Genomic DNA, 26,773 nt, shown 5'->3' with positions numbered 1-26,773 from the left:
GGGCGAACGGTTAACGCGCGGGTAACCAAGTTTAAGCTCTCCTCATACTGACGAAATGCAGGCTGAGGAGTCTCGCCATGTCCCTGCTCGAACGCGTTGTTCGCGCGAATCGCTGCCGTTCTACGCACCACTACATTGCTTTTGATGCACTTTCCCTGATTTCGAGCGAGGAGGGGGGCGCCTGGAAAGACCTGTTCCTGGTCCATCACGAGCACCTTCTGGAAGGCGCCAAGGCCCCTGATTCGAAGTTCAAGGACTTCAAGAACCATGTCTGCCATGTGAATGAAGGCCAGTGGGGCGGGGCGCGCGGCGAGGCGATGACCTGGTATGCCCGCTCCGTTGAGCTGCTGCGGGAAAAGAAATGGAGCAAGGCCGCCTACGCGCTCGGCGTGCTCAGCCATTACTATGCCGACCCGATCCAGCCCTTCCATACGGGGCAGACAGAGGAAGAAGGTGTCATCCACCGCGCCGTCGAATGGTCCATTGCCAAGAGCCGGGACGAGATCGACGCGCTGATCGAGGCGAGCGGCTATCCGGATGTGGATGTGCCGGAGGGGCCGGGCTTCGTCGCCGATATGGTGCTGGAAGGGGCAACCCTCGCCAACGTCTATTACGATACCTTCATTGACCATTACGATATCGACCGCGGCGTCGCCCATCCGCCGGCCGGCCTCGACGACACGATGCGCGAGGCGATCGCCGAACTCGTCGCCTATGCGACGGCCGGGTTCGCGGCGCTGGTATCGAAGGCGATCGAGGAAGCGGCCGTGGCGCCGCCGAAAGTGAACCTCACCCTGCAGGGCTATATCGAGACGCTGGACATTCCGCTGCGCTGGATCACGTCGAAGATGGCCGATGCCGCCGATCGTGCGCAGGTCGAACGGATGTACAAGGAATACCAGAAGACCGGCAAGGTGATCAAAACCCTGCCGGACGACGACAAGTTTATCCGCAAGCTGCATGCAAAGCAGGTTCTACGCATTCCGCTGAAAGAGCTGGACGCGCAGGAGATCGCGCCGCTCGGCTCGAAACATGTCCGCCCTGAAGGAGAGGCGGTCGAGGAGACTGTGGAGGCTGAAGAGGCACCGGTCATCAAGCCGAAGCATCGCATCCCCGCCGCCGTTGTGCCTGTGCCGGAGCCCGAAGCCGATGAAGACATCGTCCTTGAGGATGAAGACGTCACCGAAGAGATCGCGGACGAGGACGTGATCGAGGAGATCGAGTTCGAAGCTGAGGAAGAGGTTTCGGACGAAGACGCGGTCTATGAAGACGCCGACGAAATCGAAGAAGACGAGGCTGAGGCCGAGACCGACGACGAGATTGTCGACGAAGAGGCCGAAGAGCTGATCGAAGACGATGCTGATATCTTCGAAGAAGAAGTCGAAGAGGACGTGCTGCTCTCCGCCGGCGACGATGACGAAGACGACGAGGACTATGAGGACGAAGACGAGTCCGACGATGACGAAGAGTATGATGACGACTCTGACGAAGAATATGACGAGGACGATGAGGACGACGAGGAAGAGGACGACGAAGACGACGAGTCCGAGGAATACGAGGAGTATGACGAGGGCGACGATGAGGACGCGGACGAGTATGAGGACTCTGCCGAAGCCGAAGAAGTCGATGCCGAAGCCGATGAGGACGAGGCATATGAAAATGCTCCGGGCCTGAAGCGCGAGGATCCTGTTGCGGACGCGCCGTCAATCGGCCGCAAGACAGCCAAACGGCTCGCCCGCGTCGGCATCACGACCATTGGCGACCTGCTCGATTGCGACATCGAGGAAACCGCCTTCCAGCTGGACGTGCATTACATCGACAGCGAAACCCTGCGCGACTGGCAGGACCAGACCAAGCTGATGATGGATGTGCCCGGCCTGCGGGTGCACGATGTGCAGATCCTCGTCGGGGCGGGCATCCGCACGGCCGCCGAGCTGGCCGATGCGCCGGCGCGCACGCTGTTCCTTCTGGCGACCGAATTCCTCAACTCGCCGGAAGGCGAACACATCCAACGCGGAGACGATGTCTTCGTCGAAGACGAAGTCGAGGAATGGATCGAGCGGGCACGCGGCGCCGGCTGAGGCGTCAGAGCGGTTCAAAGTCTGAAGTGAAGTGTCGCATCATCGGCGGTTCCTTCACGATCTTCAGGCCACGGAGGGCGTCCTTCGTGGCCGCCAGCTCTTCAAATACCTCAACGATATAATCGGCATGTGACTGCGTGTAGACCCGGCGCGGCATGGCGAGGCGAACAAGGTCCATCCGGGCCGCTTCTTCGGTGCCGTCCGGTTTCCGGCCGAACATGACCGTGCCGATCTCGCATCCCCGGATGCCGCCCGCTTCATAGAGGGCGCAGGCGAGGGCCTGGCCCGGATATTCGAGCGGCGGAATGTGGGGCAGGAAGGCGCGGGCGTCGATGAACACGGCATGGCCTCCGGCCGGCTTCACCACGGGCACGCCCATCGCGTCGAGCCGTTCGGCGATGTAGCTGTTCGTCCGTACACGGTAGCGAAGGTAATCCTCGTCGATGATTTCTTTCAGGCCCTGCGCGATGGCGTCGAGGTCGCGGCCAGCAAGGCCGCCATAGGTGGGGAAGCCCTCGGTCTGGATAAGGCGCGTGCGGGCCTGTTCGGCGAGGGCGTCATCATTCAGCGCCAGCCAGCCGCCGATATTGGCGAAGGCATCCTTTTTGGCGCTCATCGTCATGCCGTCGGCCACGGCAAAGGTGTCGCGCACAATCTCCTTGATCGAACGGTCGTGCTGGCCCGGCTCACGCAGCTTGATGAACCAGGCATTCTCGGCAAAGCGGCAGCCATCGATGAAGAAGGGCTTGCCGTGCGCATGGGCGAGCGCCGCCGCGCTGCGGATATTCTCGAGGCTCACCGGCTGGCCGCCGCCGGCATTGTTGGTAATGGTCATCATCACTGCGGGAATGGCGTCGCCTTTTTCCTTCAGCAGTGCGTCGAGCGCGGCGAGGTCCATATTGCCTTTGAACGGATGATCGAGTGACGGAACCTTTCCTTCCGGAATCGGCAGGTCGACGGCCTCGGCGCCCATGGCTTCGATATTGCCGCGCGTCGTGTCGAAATGCGTGTTCGACGGGATGATGTGACCCGGTTTTGCAATCAGCGAAAACAGGAGGTGTTCGGCCGCGCGGCCCTGGTGGGCCGGGATGATGTGCGCGAAATCCATCAGGTCACGGACGGCGGCCTCGAAGCGGTAGAAGCTCGGCGCGCCGGCATAGGATTCATCGCCGGTCATCACCGCGCCCCATTGCGCGGCGCTCATGGCGGAGGTTCCGCTGTCGGTCAGCAGGTCGATGATCACATCGTCGGAGTGCAGCTTGAACAGGTTGTAGTTCGCCGCCTTCAGAAGGCCGCGGCGCTCTTCGCGCGTCGTCATCCGGATCGGTTCGACCGATTTGATGCGGAAGGGTTCGATGATGGTTTTCACGGATATTACTCCTGGCTCTCGACTCGTCCTGGAGGGTGCCGTTCGGCGTCGCACACAGGACTTATCCTGCGCCGCGGTTGCCTCGTCTTCGTGACGCGACCGCGCTCAGCGCCTGTTGCAATGACGGGCGATTAACATGAACCCCGCAGGTGCGGCAAGACACCGGTCAGGCACCGCGTGGCTGAAGCCCGGCCGCGCGATAGATGGCATCGATGGCGGCCATGTTGGCGACAGCATCGGCGCCGCCGGTGAGCGGGCGCGCCTTGCCGGTGAGGACGTCCATCACATGCGCCAGCTGGTGGTCATAGGTCGTCTCGCCCGGCACCGTTTCCTTGCGGGTCTTGCCACCTGAGTGAATTTCGATTTCGTGCCCCAGATAGGGATGGATCGGGTTCACGAATTTGACCGAGCCATTGGCGCAGCGGATGTTGAGTTCGATCCGGCGGCGGCGCGTTTCCGACATGGAGGTCGTGATTTCCGCGCTGGCGCCGCCCGGAAAGTCGAGACGCGCCTGGGTCGTGATGTCGACGCCGGGGCGGTCGCACTTGCAATGCGCAGACGCGATGACGGGTTCTTCGCCGGTGACTGTCCGCACCTGGTGAATCGGATAGCAGCCGAGATCCATCAAGGCGCCGCCGCCGACGTCCAGCGTGTGGCGCAGTTCGCCGTCGCGATAGGGGATGGCGACGGTGAATTCGGCTTCCAGTGTCCGGATCTGGCCGAGCTCGCCGGAGCGGACGAGATCCAGCACGTACAGGAATGCCGGATGGAAGCGATAGTGGAACGCCTCGATCAGCGGCTTGCGGGCCTCGCGTGCAGCGTCGACCATGCGCTGGGCTTCGGTGGCATTCATCGCGAATGGCTTCTCGCAGAGAACGGCCTTGCCGGCTTTCAGGGCGGCGATGCTGAGGTCGGCGTGGCGATGCGGGGGCAGGGCATTGTAGATGAGGTCGATGTCGTCGCGCGCGACGAGGTCTTCATACGAGGCGGCGACCTGCGCGATCCCGTGTTCGGCCGCATAGGCGGCGGCCCTTACGGCATCGCGACCGGCAACGGCGGTGACTGCGCAATCCGTCCTGCGGGAGACCGGATCGAGGATCGCCTTGGGGGCAATCTTTGCCGCGCCGAGAATGCCTATGCGGATCATGATGTTGCTTCCTGTTGCTGCCGATGTTGCCGGCGTACCACGCTTCGTAAACAAATCCGGCTGGTTTGTTTACATTCGAGCTGAATTCCTCACCGGAGTGCTGCGATGAAGTGCAGGATTTCACGATTGCAGTAACCAAACAGAAAGGCACGCATGGGTTAATGGGACTTCCCAAGGCCGTTAATCTTAGGAGTGCCTTCGCCCATGCTAGATGACTTGACGGCGCACATCGCTAAAACCAGCGGCCTTGCGGACCCTATTGCAAAGCAGGCGCTGGGAATTGTGTTGAATGCGGCAGAGCGGCAGGAATCCCCTTTCGCTGAAGCCATGTTCAAGACCATCCCCGGCGCCCGCGACCTTGCCGACGAAGCCGGCGCAGACCTCGGCGCGCCGACCGGGATCATTGCCCGGATGATCGAGCAGACGCCGGGCGGCAAGCAGCTGGTCGCGCGCGACATGATCACCGCCCTGCAGGCCGCCGGCCTCGACCATAAAGACATCGGCGCGCTTCTTCCGGCAATTGCGACCCATATGGAAGACGTGCACGGCCTCACCGGGTTCGGACATCTGGGCGACCTGATCGGGTCCGATCTCGATGCCGGGACCGTTTCGAAAGATCCCGACACGCGCGCCGCCTGACCGGCCTGCCACCACTCAGGATGCAAAGCCGCCTCTGCCAGGCGGCTTTTTCTTTTTTGATCCGGAACACGGCACAGCGCGTAAGAAGGTGTGATGCAGGCGTTTCGCCGCCGTCCCCCGTCGAAACAGCCGCATCGATGTGAAGAAGGACCGGGCCGCCTCACCCGCATTCCCCCCGGGCTGGCCCGGCCCTTTTCATTTCCGGCACACCTGTCTATGTGCAGGCACGGAAACCGGAGGCACGACATGGCGGAATCACTGGTGCGGCAGGCCGATGAAGCGCTGGCGCTGGATCTCATGTCATCCATCCGGGAGGCGGCCGAAAAGACCTGTTCGCCGGACAGCCTGGAGCTTGTGTCTGTCACCATGGACGTCTCTGCGCGTGCCGACATGCCGGGGACGCCCTCTTTCGATGCGCGCATCGACCGGCGCACGCGCACAATCCTCTTCGCAGGCGGCTCGGCGTCGATTGGTGGCAAGGTCGTGATGACCGCGACAGCGGTCTATTCCATCCGCCCGACAGCCTGAGCGTCCATTTTCGCGCGGATACGGGGAAGGAAGCACCGGAGGCGGTCACGCTACGTTCAGCCATGTGGGGCAAGGCTTTCCAACGGCGCCGTCATCTGGCAGCAAGCATACAGACCTGTAATTTACGAGCCGAACTGGAGCCTCGCATGAAGCTTTCCCGCCTGACATCCTTCGCCGCCGCTGGTGCATTCGCTCTCGCCCTGGCCGCCTGCGGCGGCGGAGGTAACAAGGATGCAGACGTCCCGACGCTGCGGCGCGGCATTTCGGCGAAGGTCGATACGCTGGATCCGCACAAGTCATCGGCACAATGGGAAAACATCATCATCGGCGACATGTTCATCGGCCTGACGACGGACGGGCCGGATGCGCGCCCCCGGCCGGGCATGGCGACCAGCTGGGAAACGAGCGAAAACGGCCTCGTCTGGACGTTCCATCTCGGCGACTACACATGGTCTGACGGGAACCCGGTTGTCGCGGACGATTTCGTCTACGGCCTGCGCCGCATTCAGGCGCCGGAAATTGCCTCGCAATACGCCTCGCTGCTGTATCTCATCAAGAATGCCGCAGCCATCAATGCCGGCGAACTGGCGCCTGAGGAACTCGGCGCACGGGCCATTGACGACAAAACGCTGGAAGTCACACTGGAATACCCGGCGCCCTACCTTCCGGGCCTGCTGTCGCATTACACAACCTATCCGGTGCCGAGCCATGCGATCGAACAATATGGCGATGCCTGGATTCAGCCGGACAATATTGTCGTGAACGGGCCGTATAAACTGGTCTACTGGAGGACCGGTGACCAGCTGGTGGCGGACAAGAACCCGACCGGCTTCGGTGCCGACGATGTCTGCTTCGATCGCGTGGTCTATTTCGAATTGGAAGACCTGACCGCGGTCGAGAACAAGATCCAGGCAGGCGATCTCGACATCAACAACTCATTTGACGGGGCCCGCACCCCCGAACTGGAAGCAAAGCTTCCGGGCTGGCCGCGCACGACGCCGGCGCTGATCACGACCTATTGGACGTTCAACACGACGGTCGCGCCCTTCGACGACATGCGTGTGCGCAAGGCGCTGGCCATGGCGCTCGACCGCGAATTCATCGTCAAGAACGTGCTGACGCCCGGCTATGTCCCGGCATATTCGATGGTGCCGCCCGGCATCGACAATTACGACGCACCGCGCCCGCATGTGGAGTGGGAAGACCTGCCGCGCGCGGAGCGGCTCGCTGAAGCCAAACGCCTGCTTGAGTCCGCCGGTTACGGGCCGGGCAAGCCGCTGGAATTTGAGTTCATCCATCGCTCGACCGACGACAATCCGAAGGTAGCCCCGGTGGCACAGGCCAACTGGGCGGAAATTGCCCCCTGGGTGAAACCGACCATCGTGAAGCAGGACACCAAGGTTCTGTATTCGCGTCTGCGCCAGTCTGACTTCACGGTTGCCGATGCGGCCTGGGTGGCCGACTTCGATGACCCGATCAATTTCCTCTATCTCCTGAAATCAGACACGGGCCAGCAGAACTACGGCAAGTACAACAATGCCGAATATGACACCCTGCTGGCACGCTCGAATGCCGAGCTTGACCTGAAGAAGCGCGCCGAGACGTTCGCCGAGGCCGAGAAGCTGATGCTGGAGGAATATCCGATCACCCCGATGTGGTTCCAGGTGACGAAGAATCTGGTCGACCCGACGCTGACGGGCTGGGAAGAGAACGCCAAAGACCAGCACCGCTCGCGCTTCCTGTGCCGCGATGGTATGAAGACGGCGGAGTAGGGGCTGCTGCGCAGGAGGCAGCATGGGTGAAGAACTTGAGGTGATCGGCGCGGCGTCGATTGGCGCCGTGGTCTCCGGTGAGCACCATCCGGTGGAACCGGGCAAACCCTGCGGCAATTGCGGGGCGATCGTTTCCGAGCGGTACTGTCCGCGATGCGGCCAGCTCGGATCCGATTTTCACCGGCCCTTTTTCAGCCTGATTGCATCGAGCATTGCCGATACGTTCGCGCTCGACAGCCGGCTGTGGCGCAGTCTGCCATTGCTGCTGTTCCGGCCGGGGCGGCTCACGCGAAACTATATCGAGGGCAAGCGCGCGCGCTATGTGCCGCCGTTCCGGCTGTTCTTGCTGAGCTCTGTCCTGTTCTTTCTGGCGGTGTTTGGCATCGGCGACCAGATGGGCTGGTATGCCGACTGGAAGCTTGCATCCAATGGCCGGGGCAATGCCTTTCTCTCCGGCCCGGATGCTTCGGCGCCGACACAGACGCAGGAAGAGGCACTTCAGACTGTTCGCGACAAACTTGCCGGGGCAGACCTGCCGGAAGAGGAACGCACGCGTCTCGAGGCCGAGCTAAAATCGCTCGAAACCAATCAGGTTACGCTGTCAGATCTTGTTGCCTCGGACGGTCATGTCGACCGCGATGCGCTGAAGGCGATGGTGGACGAAACGACCAGCGCGGATGCGACCGAGGCGGAAAAAGCGCAGGCTATGGCGGCCGCCGAAAAGGCGGCGCGCGTGTTCGAAAACCAGGATAAGTTCGGCGCGCGCTTCCGCGAATGGGCGCCGCGCTTCAGCCTTCTGTTCATGCCGATCTTCGCCCTGATGCTGACCATGGCCTTCGCCTGGCACCGGCGATTGTATGTGTACGATCATGTAATCGGCGCCCTGCATTTCCAGACCTTCCTGTACCTGCTGCTGACGGCGCTGATCCTCGCTGGTGCGTTTACGTCGGTCGGGCCCGGCACGCTGACGGCTGTCGGGTTCGGCGCGGTGAGCCTCTATCTCGTCCGCTTCCTGCGCGTGGCGTATGGCAGCGGATGGATCATGTCTGTCCTGCGGGTCGGTTTCCTGATGTTTGGCTCGCTGAGCGTCCTGATTTTGCTCGGAACCCTGCTGGTCGTCATCAGCTTCCTTCTGACCTGAGCAGGCTGCCCCCCAGGCCGCCGCCTCCTGCCTTGCACAAGCAAGTATTTTGCCGTGCCGGAGGCGGCGATTGCATCTTCCGTTCACAGCTGAACTCCTGCCGCGCAAAAGAAACGGGCCCCACCCGAAGGTGGGGCCCGCCTGATTTTGTCTTGTCTGATTGCTCAGACCAGCAGCTTACCAGGTCTTGCGCAGACCGACGGTGTAGCGGCGACCGATCGGGTCGAACACACCACCAGCGGTCGACAGACCGGTGTCGCTGTCCGGCAGGCCGGACGGCAGGTACACGAACTCGTCGAAGACGTTGTCGATGTTGCCGTACAGTTCCATGCCCCAGTCCTCGATGCGGTAGGAAGCATTGAACGAGTGCTCAATGTACCAATCGGGCTCGAGGTGGTAGCAGCGGCTGCCCGGATAGTAGTTAGCGTACAGAGCCGCGTAGGCCGTGTCGCAATCCGGGGTCGTGCCGTAGTCAACTTCGCTGAGAGCGTAGATCTGCCAGCCAAGCGAGAGCGGGCCTTTGTCCCAACCCAGGGTCACGTTGACCTTGTGGTCCGGATAGCCGACCGAGCCCATGAAGCTGGACGGAGCCGAGTCTGCACTGGACTGGTACTCGTACTCGTTGGTGTAGCCGTAAAGGATACGTGCAGAGTACGAACCGTAGTCAGCATTGGCGTTACCGAAGGTCGGCACGTCGTTGGCATACGACACCTGAACGTCGATACCATCCGTCTTGAACACAGCAGCGTTGATCGGAACGGCGAAGCCGTAGAGGATCTTGCTGGTGGCCGGATCACGGATGATGTTCTGACAGGTCGGGTCACCGGCGAGGTTGCCACCTTCCATACACAGACGTGCAGAGCGGGTGGTGCTCAGGCTGGTGATCGCGTCTTCGATTTCGAAGTTCACGTAGTCAACAGACGCCGAGAGGCCTTCCAGGAACTTCGGCTGGAACACGAAACCGACCGTATAGGAGTCGGAGACTTCCGGCTTCAGCAGTTCAGAACCCGAGAAGAACACGTACTGGCTCTGGGTTTCCAGCTGGTTGTAGAAGAACGCCTGGTTGTTAGCCAGAGCGGCCTGAACGCCCGGAAGTGCAAGACACGCGGCCGGGTAGTTACCGGTCGTTGCCGTCGTGATACCGGCACACGGGTCGGTCGTAGAGGTGAAGCTCTGCGAGTTACCCGAGTACAGGTCACCGATGTCGGGAGCGCGGGCTGCGCGTGCGCCGACGGCGCGGAAACGCAGTTGCTCGTCGAACATCGACGCCGTGATGCCGTACTTCCAGGAGTCGTTGCCGCCGACAGACGAGTAGTCTGCGGTGCGGTACGCTGCTTCGAAGTCTGCATTGTCGATGATGCCGGCGTCTTTGATCAGCGGGACCAGGATCTCGCCGAAGACTTCGTACACATCATAGCCACCGATGGTCGGGTCGATACGGTTACCAGCGTTCAGACCTGCAGAGGTCAGAGCGTCAACCTGGTCAACCGTGCTCAGCTCGCGGTATTCCATACCGAAAGCCAGGCCAACAGGGCCAGCCGGAAGCTCGAAAGCGTTACCGGTGATGGAGGCCTGCATGACCGTCTGCTCGGTTTCAGCCGAGCGCAGGCCCGGAGCGGAGACGTAAGCAGCAGCTTCCGGAGAAACAGCGCCCTTGCCCCAGATGTTGATCGGCACACAGCCGAACGCACGAGCCGTCGGGTCACGACAGATGATGTTGCCATTGCCATCGTCAACTGCGTCGAGGGCAAAGCGCATGTTCAGGACGTTGATCTGACCCGTACCGATACGGACAGAGGACGAACGGCCATGGTTGAAGTAGGCGTCATAGGTCCAGCCCGTGTCGCCGAGCGGACCGTCAACGCCGATCGTCAGGTCGAGCGTTTCACGGTCATAACGACCGGTCCGGTAGGCAATTTCCGTCATACGACGAGCAAACGGCAGGCTCTGCATGTTGTTTGACAGGGCCGCAGCGAGAATATCCGCTGGAATCAGCGGGTTCGTCAGCGGAACGCCGTTGTTAGGATCGCGGCGAGCAATCAGGCCCGTCGGGTCGTAGATGTCCTCAGACGACAGCGGGAACGGCTCGATGTCCGTATCGGACGAAACGTGCGCGTACAGCAGCGACGTGCTGAGATTGACGTACGGGTTGAGTTCGTATTGTGCCTTCAGGGCAGCCGAGTAGCGTTCCTGCGGGATGAGAATACGGCGGTTCGGGTTACGGTTGTAGCCGTAGGCACCCGGGACGTCGTCATAGCCGACGACCTGATCGAGCAGGTTGTCGTAAACGAGGTTGTTGAAAGCAGACGTGCTGCCCTGGCCAACGTCAAAACGGCCATACTCGGAGTAGGAAGAGTAAGCCGGGTTGATGATGAAGCCATACGGAGCGCCGAGGTAGAACTCGTCATCCGGATGGTCGGTGTCGCGGGCGAAGATACCGTCGCGAACGTCATAGGTGATGTTGGCGAGGAAGCTGCCCTTTTCGGCGATCGGGCCACCGGTCGTCAGAGAGACGCGGCCCTGCTCACCACCCTTGTCGAAGGTCGAACCGCCGCGGACGTTGAGTTCAACGCCTTCGAAGTCGTCCTTGAGGATGATGTTCACGACGCCTGCGATGGCTTCAGAACCGTAGACCGAAGACGCACCACCGGTGACGACTTCGATGTTCTTGATGAAGTCAGGCGGGATCATCGAGAAGTCGACGATCGACGAGCCCGGAGCACCCGGAACGACGCGGCGGCCGTCCATGAGGACCAGCGTGCGGCTGTCGCCGAGGTTACGCAGGTCGATGGATTCGAGACCACCGGAGAAGACCGAGAAGTTGGTCGTCGATGCGGTGAGGCCCGGCACACCAGCCTGCGGCAGGTCGCGGATCACTTCAGCGATGTTGTACGCACCGGAAGCCTGGATGTCTTCGAGGCCGAGTGCGGTCACCGGAATGGAAGACGTCAGGTTGCTGTCGCGAACGATACGCGAACCGGTCACATAGACCTTTTCCTGTACGGCTTCTGCTTCATCGGCGTCCGAAGTCGTAGCAACCGTTTCAGGAGTATCTTCCTGAGCGATCGCCGGGACAGCGAACATGCCGCCGACAATGCCGGCAAACATGGAAGTTAGAAGGAGTTTTGATTTCAATGTAGTCACGTGTTGCCTCCAGAGGAAACTGGCCCCCGCCAGCTCAAGTTAAGGACAAGTCACCAAATCTCAGTCGCCCCGAACAGACGACCGACCAGGTGAAGACACGCTGCGTTCCAGATTAATAAGTGTCAATCAATGGGAATCCGTTGCGTCTCTAAAAACTCATAATTGTGGCATTCGCGCATCATGTTTTGCCCACAATCCGTAATGTGGGAACAAAATCACGCCGTTTGGCAGATGCGAGGAGAGTTTAAGCTGTTGACCAGCGGGCGTAGATGGCGGTGGGGAGGAGGCGGGGGGTGCCGGACTGCGGCAGGGCCATTTCGCCGGTCTCCATGATTCCGCCGCGCGCCGCGAGCCTGTCGGACAAAGTCTGCGACAAAGCGAGGTGCGAGAGTCGCACGGAGTAGGCGGTGAGGATGACGAACAGCGGATCGTCACTCAGCAGCGCGCGGACATGGTTCAGAATTTCTGTAAGGTTTTCCTCGAACCGCCAGGTCTCGTTCTTCGGTCCGCGGCCGAATTTCGGCGGATCCAGAATGATCGCGTCATAGGTATTGCCGCGCCGGATTTCGCGCGCGGCAAACTTCATCGCATCGTCGGCGATCCAGCGGATCGTGCGGTCGTCCAGCCCGCTCAGCGTCTGGTTTTCCTTGCCATAGCCGTTCGACTTGGGGCTGGCGTCGAGATGCACGACGTCGGCGCCCGCCGCCGCGCAGGCGAGCGACATGATGCCGGTGTACCCGAACAGGTTGAGAACCCTGACCGGCCGGCCGGCCGCGCGAATCTTCTCCTGCGCGAACCGCCAGTGGACCGAATGTTCCTGGAAGATGCCCATATGCCGGAAGGCGGTGCGACGGGCATTGAAGGTCAGGCCGTTCCAGCGCACGGGCCACACATCGACAGCCTTCGGCGAGAGCACCTCCCACTGGCCGGAGCCTTCTTCGTCATTGTTTCTGCTGGAGAAACGTGCGTCAGCCTTCCAGCTCGACACCGGCCGCGCCGGGTCCCAGAAGGCCTGCGGGTCAGGGCGGATCACGGTCTGGCTGCCGAAGCGTTCCAGCTTTTGCAGGTGACCGGAATCGAGCAGGGCGTAATCCTCCCAATCGTCCGCGATCAGGAGTTTGGTTTCAGTCTTCATCGAACTCATTGGAAATCCCGCTGGCGCCAGGCCTCGTAGACCATAATGGCGGTCGCCTGGGCAAGATTTAGACTGTCGGCGCCGCCGCGCATGGGAATCAGCACAAGATCGTCGCACTCCGCTTCGACCTCTGCCGGCAGGCCGGCCTGCTCGTTGCCCATCAGGATGACGGTCGGCCGCGCCATGTCGGTGCGGTCGTGGCGGGCCTTTCCGTTGACGGAAGCGGCAACGCAGTTGAGGCCCGCGCTGCGGCGCCAATCCCCGAACTCTTTATAGCTTGCCTGAACGAACGGCATGTCGAAGACCGAGCCCATGGAGGCGCGCACCGCTTCGAAACTGTAGGGATCGCAGCAAGTCCCGACGAGGATAACGCCGCCGCACCCCGCACAGTCGGCGGTGCGCAGGATGGTGCCGAGATTGCCCGGATCGCGTACCTCATAGAGGGCAATATAGTGACTGCGGAGGTGGTCATTTTTGACTTCCAGCTCCTTCAGGTACCGCTTTTTCTGCTGGAATGTCGCAATTACGCTCTGTGCATTGTCTTTATGAGTGATCTTGCTCATCAGCCGGTCCGGCACCAGCACGATGCGCGCGCCGGCTGCATCCGCGCGATCGGCCAGTGCCGCGATGTGCGGGCGCTCCGCCACCGCAGCGGCGACGACCAGCGTGTGCGGTGTCCAGCCATTGGCGAGCCCCTGTTCGACGAGGCGGGCCCCTTCAGCCAGGAACAGGCCGGATGCCTGCCGTTCCTTTTTCCTTTCGAGGCCTTTCAGCTGCTTGATCAGGGGGTTGGCAGCGGATGTCAGGGTTTCAGGCAGTCGTTTCATCTTGGTCCGGTGGTCTGCGGGGCAGTCTTGCGACGCGCTCCTGAATAGGGCATCCCTCGGCAAAGGGAATGCCTTACAGGAGGTAAGCGGGGTCCCGCATGAAGGTGCTTGACTACCTGTTCGCGCCCGCCGCGTTCGCAGGCTTGCTCGTTGCGGGTTGGTGGGGGCTGTACCAGTCCCCGCAACGACCGGCAAACCTTGAGGCACAGCTTCAGCAGCGCGCGAGTGCCGCACTGGCGGATGACGGCCATGACTGGGCGCATGTGACCATGCGCGGCCAGCGCGCCGTGCTGGGCGGCGCGGCCCCTTCGGAAGATGCGGTGATGAGCGCGGCGGACACCCTGCTGCACTCGAACGGGCCCGGCGGCGTGGTGTTTGGCGGCGTCACCATCGTCGAAAGTGCGGTCGAGCCCGGCAAGCCGGTATCGCCCTTCGACTGGCGCGCGATCCGCACGCCGGACGGCGACTGGGTACTGGCCGGCTATGCACCGACGCGGCGTATCCGCGAGCAGATCCTCGGCGATGCCGAACGCTGGGCCGAAGGCCGCGCGGTCGACAATCAGATGACGCTGGCCGCCGGTGCGCCCGGCGGCAACTGGCAGGGCGTCGCCCGCATGGGCCTCGAAATCCTCAGCGATACCGATTCCGGCGAAGCGCGCCTGATCGACCGGACTCTGCGGGTCAGCGCCGTGGTGATGGATTCGGCCGAACGGGCGCGCCTGTCAGCCATCGTTGCGAACATCGCGCCGCCTTATCGCGGCCAGCCGCTGATCAAGGGGCCGTCGCTGTGGACGGCGACGCACGAGGCCGACGGACTTGTCCTGTCGGGCAAGGTGCGGACCGAGGCGGAGCGGGCGGAGATCGTCTCCATCGCAAAGGCCAATTATGCCGGTGCGGTGATCGACCGGATGGAAACCGTGGGCGACACGCCTGATGACTGGCTGGACGGCGTGCGCGTGGGTCTGCCGCATTTTGCGCGCTTCACGTCCGGTGAAATGGGCCTGCACCCTGAGCCCGGCGATGTCGGCTTTGCCATCGAAGGCGAGGCGAGCGGATCGACCCTGCAATACCTTCGCCAGGACATGGCGAAACTGGGCGGCAAGTATCCCGTCAACATCATGACCGACGAGGTCGCGGTGGATGTGACGGAGATTGCCGGCATTGATTTCAGCGGCGACCCGGTGGCTGCGTGCGAACAGGCGTTCGCTTCAGTGATGACAAGCAATTCCGTGACGTTTGAAACGGGATCGGCTGTGATTTCGCGCGCCAGCGGCCTGACGCTGGACAAGCTGATGGCGGTGTCGCGGCAATGTGCCCCGGATCTTGTGTTCGAACTCGGCGGCCACACGGACTCGGCGGGCGACCGCGCTGCAAATATTACGCTCAGCGAGGCGCGCGCCGCGGCGGTCAGGAATTATATGGCCGATGCAGGCTTTGACGCATCGCGCCTGTCTGCAATCGGCTATGGCCCAGACCAGCCAGCACAGTCTAATGACACGGCAGAAGGCCGGGCTGCAAACCGGCGCATAGAATTCAAAGTTCGGAAACGGAGCGAGTGATGGCCTGGCTTGTGACACATATGTGGATGGCACTGGCGGGAGCCGCTGTCTGCGCCCTGACGCTCGGTTGGACGCTGCGCGGCATCCTGATGGGCGGGCGTGTGCGCCGCGCCATTGTCGAGCGCGAGATCGTCAAGACCGAACTGGACCAGACCAAGGAAGAAGTCGAACGTCTGTATGCCGCTCAGCGTGGCACCGTAGGGCAGGGCGCTGGCGCCGCAGTTGCGGACACCTCGTCCCGCAAGATTGCAACGCTGACGGCGGAGCTGGAGAAGTCGAAGGCGGAACTGGCGGCGCTGAAATCCGGCGCGCCGCGTGCCGCTGTTCCGATTCCGGCCGAGGCGGATGTGCCGGTAATCGTGCGCGCCCCTTCGCGTTCAAGCTCAGAGGGCGCGTCGTCGTCTTCTGAAAGCCAGCAGGACGAGCCGTCGCTCGAATGGCGCAACCGTCACCTGGAAGCGCGGGTGAAGCATCTCGAAACCGAACTCGCCGAAAAGGCCGCTGTCGTGGCGGCGCCGGTTGCGGCGGCGGCTGCGCTGCCGGCCGTGGACGAGGAGGGCATCGCGAAGCTGAAATGGCAGGCCGATTACCTGAAGCAGCGCGTCGAAGGCCTGGAAGCGGAGCTGGCCAAGGCGACCGAGGCGGCGGCTGCCGTTGCCGCTGTTGCGGCGCCGGCAGAAGATGCGAGCGAAGAGCTTGCGCGCCTGCGCTGGCGTAACCGGTTCCTGGAAGGGCGGCTTGCCTATTTCGAGGAAGGCAAGGGCGAAGCTGCCGCAGAAGCGGCGCCGCCTTCGGCGGCCGCGGCCATGCTGGACGAACTCGAAATCGCCGACACGGCTGCCGATATGAAGGAAGGTCTCGCCGCCATGGCCGACGAGATCGACGCCGGCGACACGGCTGAATACATCGTGGACGAGGTCGTCGAAGAGGTCGAAGAGGCCGTCGAGGACATCGACCTTGAGGACCCCGACCTCGAAGGCCTCGACCTGGAAGAGATCGATCTGGACGAGGCCGAGGAGGTCGAGGACTTCGAAGAGGCGGACGAAGAGATCGACGAAGAGGCGGAAGCTGAAGACGATGCCGATGCCGATGCCGATGCCGATGCCGATGCCGATGACGGCGACGAGGCTGACGACGAAGCGGAGGATGACGACGCGCTTGTCGATGAGGGGGATGATTCCGAGGACGACGAGTCCGATGAAGAGGACGCGGACGGCGACTGGGACGAGGACGACGAAGACCTCGACGAAGAAGATAACGAGTCCTCCGAAGACGACGAGGAAGTCGACGAAGACGTCGAGGAAGACGAGGACTTCGTCGACGAGAGCGACGAAGACGCCGACGATGACGAAGAGTCTTCAGACGAGGACGTCGAGTCCGATGAAGAGGACGCGGACGGCGACTGGGACGAGGACGACGAAGACCTCGACGAAGAACATGATGACAAATCCTCCGAAGACGACGGGGAATTCGACGAAGACCTCGAGGAAGACGAGGACTTCGACGACGAGAGCGACGAAGACGCCGACGATGACGAAGATTCCTTTGAGGACGAAGACGAAGCCTCCGACGAAGACGACGAGGACGGTGACGAGGACGAGGACGAGGACGGCGACTGGGATGAGGCGGACGAAGACCTCGACGATGACGATGAAGACTATGACGACGAGGAGGGCGAGGATGATGACGAGTCCGAACGCGCCGACGGCGTCGATACGGTCCGCCCGCTCGCCATGGACAAGCCGGTCGCAGGCCATCCGGATGACCTGACCGTGATCGGCGGCATCGGGCCGAAGATCCAGGTTCTCCTGAACGAGCTGGGCATTTTCCACTATGACCAGATCGCTGCGTGGACGCCGGAGAATGTCGCCTGGATCGACGATCACCTGAATTTCAGCGGGCGCATCGTGCGCGAAGGCTGGGTCCAGCAGGCCGCGGCGCTGGTTGGCGATTCCGAAGACGCCTGAGGCGATCTGCCCGCCTGAGGCATTCACACCGCATTCAGGCGCCTGCAGGGAAACTAAACGCGAGAACGGACGCTACGCGATTGCATTTTGCCCTCGCGCGATTAACCTTGGCGGCAGGGATTGAGGAGAGGTTCACATGACCCAGCGGATCGACATCGACAGTTCGATTTTTGAAGGCGCCCCGCGCATTAACATGTCGCGTCGAGCGATCATCAGCGGCTTGGCGGCGGGCACGGTGTTTCCCTTCGTGTCGAGCTGCACGACCAATCCGGCGACCGGCTCCAGCCAGCTCCTGCTGTTCGGGGATGACCAGATCGCCTCGATGGCGGCCACCGCATGGACGGACATGAAGGCGCAGACGCCGGTGACGGCGAACTCGCGCCTGAAGAACCGCGTGCTCAGCGTCTGGGAACGCACGCTGCACGGGGCAGAGAACCAGGGCCACATCACGGCCGGCCAGAACTGGGATGTCGCTGTGTTCGACACCGATGACGTCAACGCCTTCGTCATGCCGGGCAACCGGGTGGGCGTGTATCGCGGCATCACCGAACTGACCGAGAATGACGACCAGCTCTCATCCGTGCTGGGTCATGAAACGGGCCATGTCGTCGGCCGCCACGCGGCGGAGCGGATGTCGGTCTCGGTCGTGTCGCAGGCGGCCCTCGTCGCCGGCCAGATTGCCATCACCCAGTCGGAAGAGCTGAAGAAGTACGGCACGGCCATCGGTGCGCTGGGCGGCGCGGCGCTGCAGTTCGGCGTGATCCTGCCCTACAGCCGCCGGCACGAGCTGGAGGCCGACAAGCTCGGCGTCGATTACATGCACACCGCTGGTTATGACGTGAAACAGTCGATCCGCCTGTGGGAGCTGATGGACGCCAATTCCAAGGGCCAGCGCCCGCCGGAATTCATGTCGACCCACCCCGACCCGGCCCGCCGCGCCGACGAACTGCGCACCTATATCAACGCCAAGGGCTACGCGATCGTCTGATCCGCGCGGCCTTCCGGCCTGAAAGCCCGGCAGCCCCAAGCTGCCGGGCTTTTCGTTTCCGGCATGCGGCGATTGCCGCTCGACGCACCGCACCCTGCGGTTAAGCTGCCTGCAACCGGCAAAGGGAATGCGCCATGGCAGACACGCAATTGAAAGAAGAACGCGAAGCAGCGTGGTGGAAGGCGTGGCGGGAGGAGGATTTCAGCTGGGAGGGGCTGGCCCGTAAGCATTGGCATGGCTGGGTAATTGTCAGCCGGGACGACGGCGAGTACGCCGTGGTGGCAGATACAGGGCGCGTCTATGGTGGTCTGGAGCCTGAGGTGCCGGCGCGTGCGGAGGGGCGTAAGGCGACCGTGCAGGATTATTGGCGGGCCGATCCGGTGACCGGGCGCCTGCGTCCTGATGCGGCGATGGCAGGCGAATTCGTCGTGGTGGACGGCAAGCGGACATATCACACGGTGCATCTGCCGCTGGCGTATGAAGACGGCAGCGAGACCGGAAAGGCTGACTGGTCAATTGAGGTTCTCGATGAACTTATCGGCTTACGAAAAAGCGCTGCGACCGAAACGGCGTTTGGCGGCGAACGAGATTTCAGGGAGCCCGTCGGAGCGGATGGCCGCGCTCAATTTCAGGGTGGCGTCTGGTTTCGAGCGAAAGGAAATTTGGGCCGACACAGTGTTAGATATGACTTCGCAAAGTTTATTGGGGACGCCGAGTTCGAGCGCTCCTCCTTTCTGGGAGACGTTTCCTTCAACAACGCATTCTTTGCCGGAAGGTCTAATTTCCACAACGTGAAATTCTTGGGAGAGTCCAGCTTCACAGCTGCCACATTCTCCGCGGACGCTTTCTTCAACAAATCCACTTTTGCCGGAAAGGCAGATTTCGACAGAGCATACTTCCTGGGAAATGCAGGCTTCGAGAATGTAACCTTCTCGGAATATGCCTCTTTCGTCATCGCGTCCGTGTCAGGAGACGCCGATTTTGGCGGCGCTAGGTTTCAGGAATACGCCTCCTTCAACAAAGTCACCTTTTTGGGCGAAGTCTGTTTCTCACGCGCCAAGTTTTCGGCGGGGATTCGTTTCAATGGCGCTGAAGTCGGAGGAGTCGCCAGATTTGGCGGCGTTTCCTGCACCAAGCACTTCTTCGCTGAATACGTCAGATTCTCAAGTGATGCCGACTTCGGAAGCTCCGAATTCCAAGGCGAAGTCCGTTTCGATAGCAGTACATTCGCAGGAGACACCGATTTTCAGTACGCTACCTTCGCGGGAGATATTAGTTTTCAACACGCGACGTTCTCGGGAACTGCCCGCTTCTCTGAATCGAATATTTCGGGGGAGAGCCATTTTGCCGGTACGACGTTTTCTGAAGATGTCCACTTTAATCGGGCCAAGTTCACGGGAAATACCATATTTTCGGACGTGAATTTCCGTGGCAAGGTTAGCTTTTCCGAGGGAGTTTGCCACCGACGGATCTCGCTTCAAAGAAGCACGTTTGCTGGTCTGGTCTGGTTCAAAGAATTCTCCTTCTGCGGACCAATGGACTTCACGGCCGCTGTCTTCGACAAATTGGTATCTTTCAAGAATATCAAATGGCCACAGGACTGCCGCCATTGGCATGGCGCTTTCGATCAGGCCCTGTTCCGGGGTACGCTGAACCTTTATGGCGCCGGCTTTCGATCGTTCGCGGCGTTCGACGGCGCGACCCTAGAGCGGGGTATCCAGCTCGACGAGACGGATGAGGCCGCTGCCCGAAAGACTTTCCGATCCGAGCTGAATCAGGCGGTTGAGGCTTCGACTGTTGACGGTGAGGATTTCAAATCCGGCAAGTCAGTTTCAAAGAGGGAGATCGCCGGGCATACCAAACAGCAGCGGGAACACCGGCTTCGGGAACTTGAGCGAGGCTGCCGCGTGCTGAAACTTGCAATGGAGCAGGCCTCGCACAAGTCGCGGGAGCAATTGCTCTATCGGTTCGAGCTGCAGGCGCGGCGGGCGCAGAAGCGGTTGCCGCCGGGGGAGAAGACGTTTTCCTATCTCTACAGCTGGGTGTCGGATTATGGCGCCTCGATGGTGCGCCCGTTCATTGCGCTGTTCCTGATGATGGCTGTGTTCGCGGCCGGGTTTGTGGGGTGGGACTTTGCCGTGGACCCGCAGCCGGTGAGCGATGGCTGGTTCGCGCGTGCCGTGCAGGCGGCGGACCTCTCCTGGGGCAATGTGTTCAAGCCGCTGTCGGCCCTGTCGACCGAAAACGATTTCAAGGACAAGAATGCGCTGGCTTTCCGTCTGCTCTACGACGAGGAAGGCGGGGTGGACCTCTATGGGTTCGGGATAAGGGCCGTGTCGACGGTTCAGTCCCTGTTTGCGATCGTCCTTGCCTTCCTGCTGGCGCTGGCCGTTCGGCGGCGGTTCCAGATCAGCTGACGCGCCCGCTTGACCGGGCCTTTCAATTCAGCCATACGCCGCGCTTCTGCGGGAGGCACGCCATGCCGGACCGCAGACCTCCATTGTAACCGGGCGGATCGAAAGACCACCGCCCCATCTGAAACGTTCGAGAGGACAAGATGGCCAAGAAACTGCTGGGGCAGCTCAAGCTCCAGATTCCTGCCGGCCAGGCCAACCCGTCGCCGCCCGTCGGCCCGGCGCTGGGCCAGCGCGGCATCAACATCATGGAATTCTGCAAGGCGTTCAACGCCAAGACCCAGTCCATGGAACCGGGTCTGCCGACCCCCGTCGTGATCGACTATTATCAAGACAAGTCGTTCACTTTCGTCACCAAGACGCCGCCGGCCACCGTGCTGCTGAAGAAGGCCGCCAAGCTGAAGCTCGGCAAGAAGCCGGCTTCGGGCGCCAAGAAGCCGGGCTACGAGACCGTCGGCAAGGTGACCAAGGCTCAGATCCGCGAAATCGCGGAAATGAAGATGGTAGACCTCAACGCCAACGATATCGACGCTGCGGCGAAGATCATCGAAGGCTCGGCCCGCGCGATGGGCCTGGAAGTGGTGGAGTAGGGACATGGCGAAAGCTGGAAAACGCACCCGCGCCATCGCGGAGACTGTCGACAAGAACAAGGCCTACACGATCACGGACGCCGTGAAACTCGTGAAGTCCAACGCCAAGGCGAAGTTCGACGAGACCGTCGAAATCGCCGTGAACCTCGGCGTTGACCCGAAATACGCTGACCAGATGGTCCGCGGCGTGGTCAACCTGCCGGCCGGCACCGGCAAGGACATCCGCGTCGCCGTGTTCGCAAAGGACAAGAAAGCAGAAGAAGCCACGGCTGCCGGAGCTGACATCGTCGGCGCCGAAGACCTGATGGAAAAGATCAATGGCGGCTTCATGGACTTCGACCGCGTCATCGCGACGCCGGACATGATGGGCCTCGTCGGCCGTCTCGGTAAGGTGCTGGGCCCGCGCGGCCTGATGCCGAACCCGAAAGTCGGCACCGTGACCCCGAACGTCGCCCAGGCCGTGAAGGACGCAAAGTCCGGCTCGGTCGAGTTCCGCGTCGAAAAGGCCGGCATCATCCATGCCGGCGTCGGCAAGGCCTCGTTCGCCGAAGGCGACATCGAGAAGAACGTCAAGGCGTTCCTCGACGCGCTGGTGAAAGCCCGCCCGAGCGGCGCGAAAGGCACCTTCGTGAAGAAGATCTCGCTGTCGTCCACCATGGGCGCCGGCATCGTGATCGACACTGCGGAAGTCAGCCAGAAAGTCTGAGACTTTCAGCTCACAGATTAAAGAAAGCCCGGCACCGCAAGGCGCCGGGCTTTTTGTTTGCCGCTTTGGGGGCGGGGTTATCCGTCATCCCGGCCGGGTGGCCCGTGGTAGGGGACACGGGGCCGGCGGGAAAGGTCAGCGCATGCGCCCGGCCGGGATGACGAAGCTTGTCAACCGGTGAAGGAGAGGCGCAGGAACACGCCGCGGCCGGGGCCCGGCACGCGCGAGCCGACGGCGACATCGCCATAGCCATTGCGGTTGTAGCCGGAGAGATGATCGCGTGTGACCTGGTCGAGCAGGTTCTCGACGCCGGCCGAGACACGCACGCCGTCCTTCACCTGCCAGTCGCCATAGAGGCTGAGGACGACATAGCCGGACGAGGCGGCCTCGCTGTTGGTGACGGAGACATCGTCCTGATCGGCGACCGCGCGGGCCTCGAAGGTGGCAGACCAGACGGCCGCATCCCAGGTGAGGCCCGTGGTGAGGCTTGGCGCGGCGACGCGGTAGAGATTGTCGTCGATGTCACGCCGCTCGCCGCGGACATAGTTCAGGACACTGTCGATCCGCAGGGGGCCTTCGAAGTCGCAGCCGAAATCCATGTCGAAGCCGTAGAGACGGGCGTCGACATTGGCCCAGATAAGCGGCGTCGGATCGCCGCTCATGTTCGCGACCATTTCGACCGGCGTATCGATCACGCCGGGCGTCGCGTCATAGGGTGCGCCCTGGATGTAATCGTCGATCTGACGGAGGTAGACCGTCGGGCGGGCATACATGTTGGTGCTGGCGAAGTCGAAACCGGCTTCGGCGATCCAGGCGGTTTCGGGCTTCAGGTCAAGGTCGCCGACATAGATATTGCCGTCGGCGAGGCCGCCGCTGGCATTGAGGGGCAGCCAGCCATAGCGCTGGATATAGCCCGGCATCTGCTGTTTGTGGGCGAACGTCAGGCGCCAGGACACTCCGTTTGCGGACGGAGTCCAGAAGCGGGCGACGGCGTCGACCGTGGTGTCGTCCGACGAACGGTCCGCGGCGTTGAACTGCGCGGCCAGCATCTGCGGCATCGCGGGCAGGGCGGCGCCGAGCACGGCATCGCCGGCATCATAGGAATGCTGGTCGATGCGCAGGCCAAGCTCGCTGTCGAACAGGCCGAGCCCGCCGGTCCATTCGGCAAAGGCGCCGAGGCGTTCCTGCGTGATGTGCGGGTAGGGCGTGACATAGAAGTTCGCATTCTCCGGGTTCACGATGAACATGTGATGGTCGACGCTGTCGCCATCGAGGCCGAGCGCAAGATGGCCGCCAAGGGAGTCGAAGCCGGCCTTCAGGCTGCCGCCCTTTGTGGTGGCGCTGGCGAAGGCTTCGCGCAGGTTCATCATGGCCGGCGGCGGGCGCATGTCGTAATTGTTCATCGCATGCTCGACGTCGGTGTAGTGCACCTCTGCCGTGAGATCGACGCCGCCGATTTCGGTATCATACGCGAGGCGGGCGAAGTCCGTATCGAAATAGCGGATGTCCATCGGGAAGGGCGGGTTGCCGGACGGGCCGGTGTTCTGGCGCCGCACGTCGAGGCTGAGCGTGCCGCCCGCGACCTTGACGCCGGTCGATACGCCGAAGACGCCGCGCTCGAACGAGGTGCCGGCGATGGTGCCGTCCTTGAATTCGGTGTCGTCGCCTTCTTCCCAGGAGCCGATCAGGTTGAAGCGCCAGCTGTCGGTGGAAGCGCCGACCACGCCGCCGCCGGAGAAGCTCTCATTGATGCTGCGGGCGCCGAAGCTGAGATCGTAACCGAGTTGCGGGGTGGCGGAGGTCGAGAAGTCGATCCGCTTGAACACGGCATCTGCACCGCCGCCGAGGCCCGGGCCTTCGGACACCGGGCTGACGCCGCGGTCGATGACGACGGAGGCGACGAGCGGGGCCGGGGCATAATGGAAGGCGGGATCCATCAGGTTCGGCCCGCCGGAGGCAAGGCGCTGGCCGTCAACGCGCAAATTCAGCCGCTCGCCGAAGAGGCCGCGATACTGCATCTGGCCGGAGAGCTCGCCGTTCGCGATGCGGGCACCGCCGGGCGTGCGGGCGGTGAGATAGGTGACATCGCCACCGGTCAGCGGGGCGGCTTCGGGGTTCACGGCGGATTCAGTCGCCGAGACGGGCCGGGTGCCAGTGACGATGATGACGTCCTGCAGGGCGGGCTCGGCATCCTGTGCAGCGGCCGGAAGGGCGAAGGCGCCGAGGGCGACGAGGCCCGCGCCGGAGAGAAGACGGATTTTCATTATACAAGTCCTTGGAGCCCGCAGGGGCGCGGGCAGTGTCTGAAAGTGCTGGAAAGGTCAGGTCAGACGAGGACTGGGGGCCCGCGGGCGGGCAGGGGGGCGGTGACGGGATCGCTGGCGATCTGGCGCACATAGATCCGGGCGCCGATCTGTGGCGGGCCGAACAGGGCCGGGGCATGGAAGGCGGGCGGCTCGGTTACGTCCACGGCCGCATTCATGGCGAAGGGGCAGGGGGCGGTGCTGTCGTCGTCGCCGTCATCCTGCGAGCCGGACTTGTCCGGAACTTCGCCGATCTTGCCGCGGGTCAGGTCGAGATAGACGTCGTGGGCGCCACCGCCGGCGCCGCACATGCGGATGACGATGCCGCGCCCGTCCTGTGCCTCGTCCAGCATGTAGCCGGACGGGACCGCGCCGCGCACGCTGAGCGCAGCGACGAGCAGCATGACCGCATAGAAGCGGACCTGCTTCAGGAGAGAGGCAGCCTTGGCCATCAGAAGCGGGATAATCCGGATCGCGGTCGCTGCGAACGCGACAAAAGCGCCTTCGCTGCGGACGGTCAAAAGCGGGTTGGCAGGGCGGGCCTGCGGCATCACAATGCTCGGCAGTCGAGGACGGTCAGTTTGATAAGGACGCTCGCCCGCGCCCTGATGACGGCCGGCCCTGTCGGTGTCCGCGGAGGAGCGGCGCTATGCCCTTCTGAAGGCCTGTGACGGGCGGTCTCGACCGCGCTTGCCGGGTGCTGCAGGAGGCGGACTAAGCCCGCCCCTTGACTTTTTATGACTCAAGGGGGTTGCGGCGCTGCACAAGAAGCGTTAACACCGCGCCCTTGACGGGAGTTCACCGATGTGCATCGGGGGCCTCCCGTTTTCCTGTCCTAGACCATAGGTCACGTTTCTTAACGTGATAACGGCTTGTTGGCCACCTATGCAGACGGGGTGAGGCGTTGTTTTGGTTCGGAAAAATGGGGTTTGTCCTCGTTTAGCTGACCGGGCAGGCGGCCAATCCCTGGGCAGGCGCTGGAAGGCTTCGGCCAGAAGGCGAATACCAGGGCGGCCGGATGGTCCGGGCGCCTCAATGGAGACCCGCTATGGATAAAGCTGGAAAAACTGTGGCTCTCGAATCCCTGAAAGGGGTTTTCGCTGAGTCCGGTGCGGTCATCGTGACCCACTATACCGGTCTGTCTGTTGCGGAAATGACGAAGCTGCGTGGCATGCTCCGCAAGGACGGCGCGCAGCTGAAGGTGGTCAAGAATACCCTGGCGCAGATCGCGCTCGAGGGTAAAGGCGGCGACGATGCCAAGGCCCTGTTCCAGGGTCCGGTGGCAATCGCCTTCTCGCCGGACCCGGTGGCGGCTGCGAAAGCAACCGACCAGTTCGCAAAGGAAAACGCGAAACTGGTAATCATCGGCGGCGTGATGGGCGACGTGGTGCTCGATGCCAAAGGCGTCGAAGCCCTCGCGAAACTGCCCTCGCTCGACCAGCTTCGTGGCAAGCTTATCGGCCTCATCCAGGCACCGGCGACGAAGATCGCTGGCGTTCTGCAGGCCCCGGCTGGCCAACTCGCTCGTGTGGTCTCGGCCTACGCCAACAAAGACGCGGCCTGATCCACCGATTTCGCAATCTGAAGACCAAACAAACAACCGAACCAATCAGGAATTACCACAATGGCTAACCTCGAAAAACTCGTCGAAGACCTTTCGGCCCTCACCGTTCTGGAAGCTGCAGAACTCGCAAAGCTTCTCGAAGAGAAGTGGGGCGTGTCCGCTGCTGCTCCGGTCGCAGTCGCTGCTGTCGCCGGTGGCGACGCTCCGGCCGCTGCTGCTGAAGAGAAGACCGAATTCGACGTCATCCTGACCGATGCCGGCGCGAAGAAGATCGAAGTGATCAAGCTCGTCCGCGAAGTCGTTCCGTCGCTCGGCCTCAAAGAAGCCAAGGACCTCGTTGAAGGCGCTCCGAAGCCGATCAAAGAGGCTGCTCCGAAGGCTGAAGCCGAAGAGATCAAGAAGAAGTTTGAAGCTGCCGGCGCAAAAGTCGAGCTCAAGTAAGCTCCGGCTGCTTCTCAAACGGGTGGCGTTCGCGCGAGGCGCTACCCTTGTACAGTTCGGCGCGGCGGTCCCTTCCGGGGCTGCCGCGTACTCGCGTTCTGGCGATAAGCCTGCGGCCAGGGTGGCTGCGGCGATAAAATTGGGATCCTGGGATGGCACTCTCCTTCACGGAAAAGAAACGTATCCGCAAATCCTTCGGGCGCATTCCCGAAGCCATCGAAATGCCAAACCTCATCGAGGTTCAGCGCGAGTCCTACGAGCACTTCCTTCAGATGCACACGCCGGCGCAGCAGCGCACGGATGATGGCCTGGGCGGCGTTTTCAAATCCGTCTTCCCGATCACCGACTTCTCCGAGCGGGCAACGCTCGAATATGTTTCCTACGAGTTTGAAGCGCCGAAATTCGACGTCGAAGAATGCATGCAGCGCGACCTGACCTTCCAGGCGCCGCTGAAGGTC

21 protein-coding genes are annotated in these 26,773 nt (G+C 62.3%); 14 read left to right on the top strand and 7 right to left on the bottom strand.

Features of this window, described 5'->3' with window-relative positions:
* The first annotated feature begins 77 nt into the window (after positions 1-77).
* Positions 78-2,081, top strand: coding sequence for a DUF4332 domain-containing protein (locus tag R3C13_RS10920; protein ID WP_371310856.1), 2,004 nt, complete (start codon positions 78-80; stop codon positions 2,079-2,081).
* A gap of 4 nt (positions 2,082-2,085) precedes the next feature.
* On the opposite strand, the gene R3C13_RS10915 is transcribed toward R3C13_RS10920, so the two are convergent.
* Entirely contained in the window at positions 2,086-3,450 is a 1,365-nt protein-coding gene (locus tag R3C13_RS10915; protein WP_371310855.1) for a tryptophanase, read from the bottom strand.
* A gap of 166 nt (positions 3,451-3,616) precedes the next feature.
* Positions 3,617-4,597 (bottom strand): Gfo/Idh/MocA family protein, encoded by a 981-nt coding sequence (locus tag R3C13_RS10910; RefSeq protein WP_371310854.1) that lies wholly within the window; start codon positions 4,595-4,597, stop codon positions 3,617-3,619.
* 204 nt (positions 4,598-4,801) lie between these two features.
* Here R3C13_RS10910 and R3C13_RS10905 point away from each other — a divergent pair, with 204 nt between their 5' ends.
* From R3C13_RS10905 to R3C13_RS10890, 4 genes are all read left to right on the top strand, one after another.
* Positions 4,802-5,236 (top strand): hypothetical protein, encoded by a 435-nt coding sequence (locus R3C13_RS10905; protein ID WP_371310853.1) that lies wholly within the window; start codon positions 4,802-4,804, stop codon positions 5,234-5,236.
* A gap of 246 nt (positions 5,237-5,482) precedes the next feature.
* Positions 5,483-5,764, top strand: a complete 282-nt coding sequence (locus tag R3C13_RS10900) for a hypothetical protein (protein WP_371310852.1) — start codon at positions 5,483-5,485, stop codon at positions 5,762-5,764.
* A 146-nt stretch (positions 5,765-5,910) separates the two neighbouring features.
* Positions 5,911-7,536 (top strand): peptide ABC transporter substrate-binding protein, encoded by a 1,626-nt coding sequence (locus tag R3C13_RS10895; RefSeq protein ID WP_371310851.1) that lies wholly within the window; start codon positions 5,911-5,913, stop codon positions 7,534-7,536.
* 22 nt (positions 7,537-7,558) lie between these two features.
* Positions 7,559-8,677 carry a DUF3667 domain-containing protein gene (locus R3C13_RS10890; RefSeq protein WP_371310850.1) on the top strand — a complete coding sequence of 373 codons (1,119 nt, stop codon included), beginning with the start codon at positions 7,559-7,561 and terminating at the stop codon, positions 8,675-8,677.
* Positions 8,678-8,854: 177 nt separating this feature from the next.
* Here the strand turns inward: R3C13_RS10890 and R3C13_RS10885 are convergent, their stop codons facing one another.
* The 3 genes from R3C13_RS10885 to R3C13_RS10875 all read right to left on the bottom strand — a co-directional run bounded on the left by R3C13_RS10885 (position 8,855) and on the right by R3C13_RS10875 (position 13,783).
* Entirely contained in the window at positions 8,855-11,821 is a 2,967-nt protein-coding gene (locus tag R3C13_RS10885) for a TonB-dependent receptor domain-containing protein (RefSeq protein WP_371310849.1), read from the bottom strand.
* Between the two features lie 244 nt (positions 11,822-12,065).
* Positions 12,066-12,965 carry a class I SAM-dependent methyltransferase gene (locus R3C13_RS10880; RefSeq protein WP_371310848.1) on the bottom strand — a complete coding sequence of 300 codons (900 nt, stop codon included), beginning with the start codon at positions 12,963-12,965 and terminating at the stop codon, positions 12,066-12,068.
* Entirely contained in the window at positions 12,962-13,783 is an 822-nt protein-coding gene (locus R3C13_RS10875; RefSeq protein ID WP_371310847.1) for a TrmH family RNA methyltransferase, read from the bottom strand. Before R3C13_RS10875 ends, R3C13_RS10880 begins: the two co-directional genes overlap by 4 nt.
* 98 nt (positions 13,784-13,881) lie before the next feature.
* On the opposite strand from R3C13_RS10875, the gene R3C13_RS10870 reads away from it, so the two are divergent.
* From R3C13_RS10870 to rplA, 6 genes are all read left to right on the top strand, one after another.
* Positions 13,882-15,342 carry an OmpA family protein gene (locus tag R3C13_RS10870; protein WP_371310846.1) on the top strand — a complete coding sequence of 487 codons (1,461 nt, stop codon included), beginning with the start codon at positions 13,882-13,884 and terminating at the stop codon, positions 15,340-15,342.
* Complete coding sequence (locus R3C13_RS10865; protein WP_371310845.1) at positions 15,342-17,309, top strand: hypothetical protein; 1,968 nt, start codon at positions 15,342-15,344, stop codon at positions 17,307-17,309. Before R3C13_RS10870 ends, R3C13_RS10865 begins: the two co-directional genes overlap by 1 nt.
* A gap of 136 nt (positions 17,310-17,445) precedes the next feature.
* Entirely contained in the window at positions 17,446-18,297 is an 852-nt protein-coding gene (locus R3C13_RS10860; protein WP_371310844.1) for a M48 family metallopeptidase, read from the top strand.
* Positions 18,298-18,431: 134 nt separating this feature from the next.
* Positions 18,432-20,714: a pentapeptide repeat-containing protein gene (locus R3C13_RS10855; protein ID WP_371310843.1), complete on the top strand. Its 2,283-nt coding sequence runs from the start codon at positions 18,432-18,434 to the stop codon at positions 20,712-20,714.
* A 140-nt stretch (positions 20,715-20,854) separates the two neighbouring features.
* A complete protein-coding gene (gene rplK / locus R3C13_RS10850; protein WP_371310842.1) occupies positions 20,855-21,301 on the top strand; it encodes a 50S ribosomal protein L11 in 447 nt (148 codons plus the stop codon).
* 4 nt (positions 21,302-21,305) lie between these two features.
* On the top strand, positions 21,306-22,007 hold the full coding sequence (gene rplA / locus R3C13_RS10845) for a 50S ribosomal protein L1 (RefSeq protein ID WP_371310841.1): 702 nt from the start codon (positions 21,306-21,308) through the stop codon (positions 22,005-22,007).
* Between the two features lie 170 nt (positions 22,008-22,177).
* On the opposite strand, the gene R3C13_RS10840 is transcribed toward rplA, so the two are convergent.
* Both R3C13_RS10840 and R3C13_RS10835 read right to left on the bottom strand, forming a co-directional pair.
* Complete coding sequence (locus R3C13_RS10840) at positions 22,178-24,271, bottom strand: TonB-dependent receptor (RefSeq protein ID WP_371310840.1); 2,094 nt, start codon at positions 24,269-24,271, stop codon at positions 22,178-22,180.
* A gap of 62 nt (positions 24,272-24,333) precedes the next feature.
* The gene (locus R3C13_RS10835; RefSeq protein WP_371310839.1) at positions 24,334-24,861 is read right to left on the bottom strand and encodes a hypothetical protein; all 528 of its coding nucleotides are present in this window, start codon (positions 24,859-24,861) and stop codon (positions 24,334-24,336) included.
* A gap of 497 nt (positions 24,862-25,358) precedes the next feature.
* On the opposite strand from R3C13_RS10835, the gene rplJ reads away from it, so the two are divergent.
* The 3 genes from rplJ to R3C13_RS10820 all read left to right on the top strand — a co-directional run.
* A complete protein-coding gene (gene rplJ / locus R3C13_RS10830) occupies positions 25,359-25,874 on the top strand; it encodes a 50S ribosomal protein L10 (protein ID WP_371310838.1) in 516 nt (171 codons plus the stop codon).
* Between the two features lie 60 nt (positions 25,875-25,934).
* Positions 25,935-26,315 (top strand): 50S ribosomal protein L7/L12, encoded by a 381-nt coding sequence (gene rplL, locus R3C13_RS10825; RefSeq protein ID WP_371310837.1) that lies wholly within the window; start codon positions 25,935-25,937, stop codon positions 26,313-26,315.
* A 152-nt stretch (positions 26,316-26,467) separates the two neighbouring features.
* A partial coding sequence (locus R3C13_RS10820) for a hypothetical protein (protein ID WP_371310836.1) occupies positions 26,468-26,773 on the top strand: 306 nt, incomplete at its 3' end.

The sequence above is a fragment of the Hyphomonas sp. genome, assembly GCF_041398385.1.
GTDB lineage: Bacteria > Pseudomonadota > Alphaproteobacteria > Caulobacterales > Hyphomonadaceae > Hyphomonas.
Note: the sequence above shows the minus strand (reverse complement) of the source record. Positions and strands in the feature narration are given on the sequence as shown.

What these genes read in the sequence shown, in the direction of transcription:
- rplA (WP_371310841.1), top strand. Translation starts at nt 21,306, where the DNA reads ATGGCGAAAGCTGGAAAACGCACCCGCGCCATCGCGGAGACTGTCGAC.
- rplJ (WP_371310838.1), top strand. Translation starts at nt 25,359, where the DNA reads ATGGATAAAGCTGGAAAAACTGTGGCTCTCGAATCCCTGAAAGGGGTT.
- R3C13_RS10875 (WP_371310847.1), bottom strand. Translation starts at nt 13,783, where the DNA reads ATGAAACGACTGCCTGAAACCCTGACATCCGCTGCCAACCCCCTGATC.
- R3C13_RS10920 (WP_371310856.1), top strand. Translation starts at nt 78, where the DNA reads ATGTCCCTGCTCGAACGCGTTGTTCGCGCGAATCGCTGCCGTTCTACG.
- R3C13_RS10840 (WP_371310840.1), bottom strand. Translation starts at nt 24,271, where the DNA reads ATGAAAATCCGTCTTCTCTCCGGCGCGGGCCTCGTCGCCCTCGGCGCC.
- R3C13_RS10890 (WP_371310850.1), top strand. Translation starts at nt 7,559, where the DNA reads ATGGGTGAAGAACTTGAGGTGATCGGCGCGGCGTCGATTGGCGCCGTG.
- rplL (WP_371310837.1), top strand. Translation starts at nt 25,935, where the DNA reads ATGGCTAACCTCGAAAAACTCGTCGAAGACCTTTCGGCCCTCACCGTT.
- R3C13_RS10910 (WP_371310854.1), bottom strand. Translation starts at nt 4,597, where the DNA reads ATGATCCGCATAGGCATTCTCGGCGCGGCAAAGATTGCCCCCAAGGCG.
- R3C13_RS10900 (WP_371310852.1), top strand. Translation starts at nt 5,483, where the DNA reads ATGGCGGAATCACTGGTGCGGCAGGCCGATGAAGCGCTGGCGCTGGAT.
- R3C13_RS10870 (WP_371310846.1), top strand. Translation starts at nt 13,882, where the DNA reads ATGAAGGTGCTTGACTACCTGTTCGCGCCCGCCGCGTTCGCAGGCTTG.
- R3C13_RS10880 (WP_371310848.1), bottom strand. Translation starts at nt 12,965, where the DNA reads ATGAGTTCGATGAAGACTGAAACCAAACTCCTGATCGCGGACGATTGG.
- R3C13_RS10855 (WP_371310843.1), top strand. Translation starts at nt 18,432, where the DNA reads ATGGCAGACACGCAATTGAAAGAAGAACGCGAAGCAGCGTGGTGGAAG.
- R3C13_RS10860 (WP_371310844.1), top strand. Translation starts at nt 17,446, where the DNA reads ATGACCCAGCGGATCGACATCGACAGTTCGATTTTTGAAGGCGCCCCG.
- R3C13_RS10895 (WP_371310851.1), top strand. Translation starts at nt 5,911, where the DNA reads ATGAAGCTTTCCCGCCTGACATCCTTCGCCGCCGCTGGTGCATTCGCT.
- R3C13_RS10865 (WP_371310845.1), top strand. Translation starts at nt 15,342, where the DNA reads ATGGCCTGGCTTGTGACACATATGTGGATGGCACTGGCGGGAGCCGCT.
- R3C13_RS10905 (WP_371310853.1), top strand. Translation starts at nt 4,802, where the DNA reads ATGCTAGATGACTTGACGGCGCACATCGCTAAAACCAGCGGCCTTGCG.
- R3C13_RS10835 (WP_371310839.1), bottom strand. Translation starts at nt 24,861, where the DNA reads ATGCCGCAGGCCCGCCCTGCCAACCCGCTTTTGACCGTCCGCAGCGAA.
- rplK (WP_371310842.1), top strand. Translation starts at nt 20,855, where the DNA reads ATGGCCAAGAAACTGCTGGGGCAGCTCAAGCTCCAGATTCCTGCCGGC.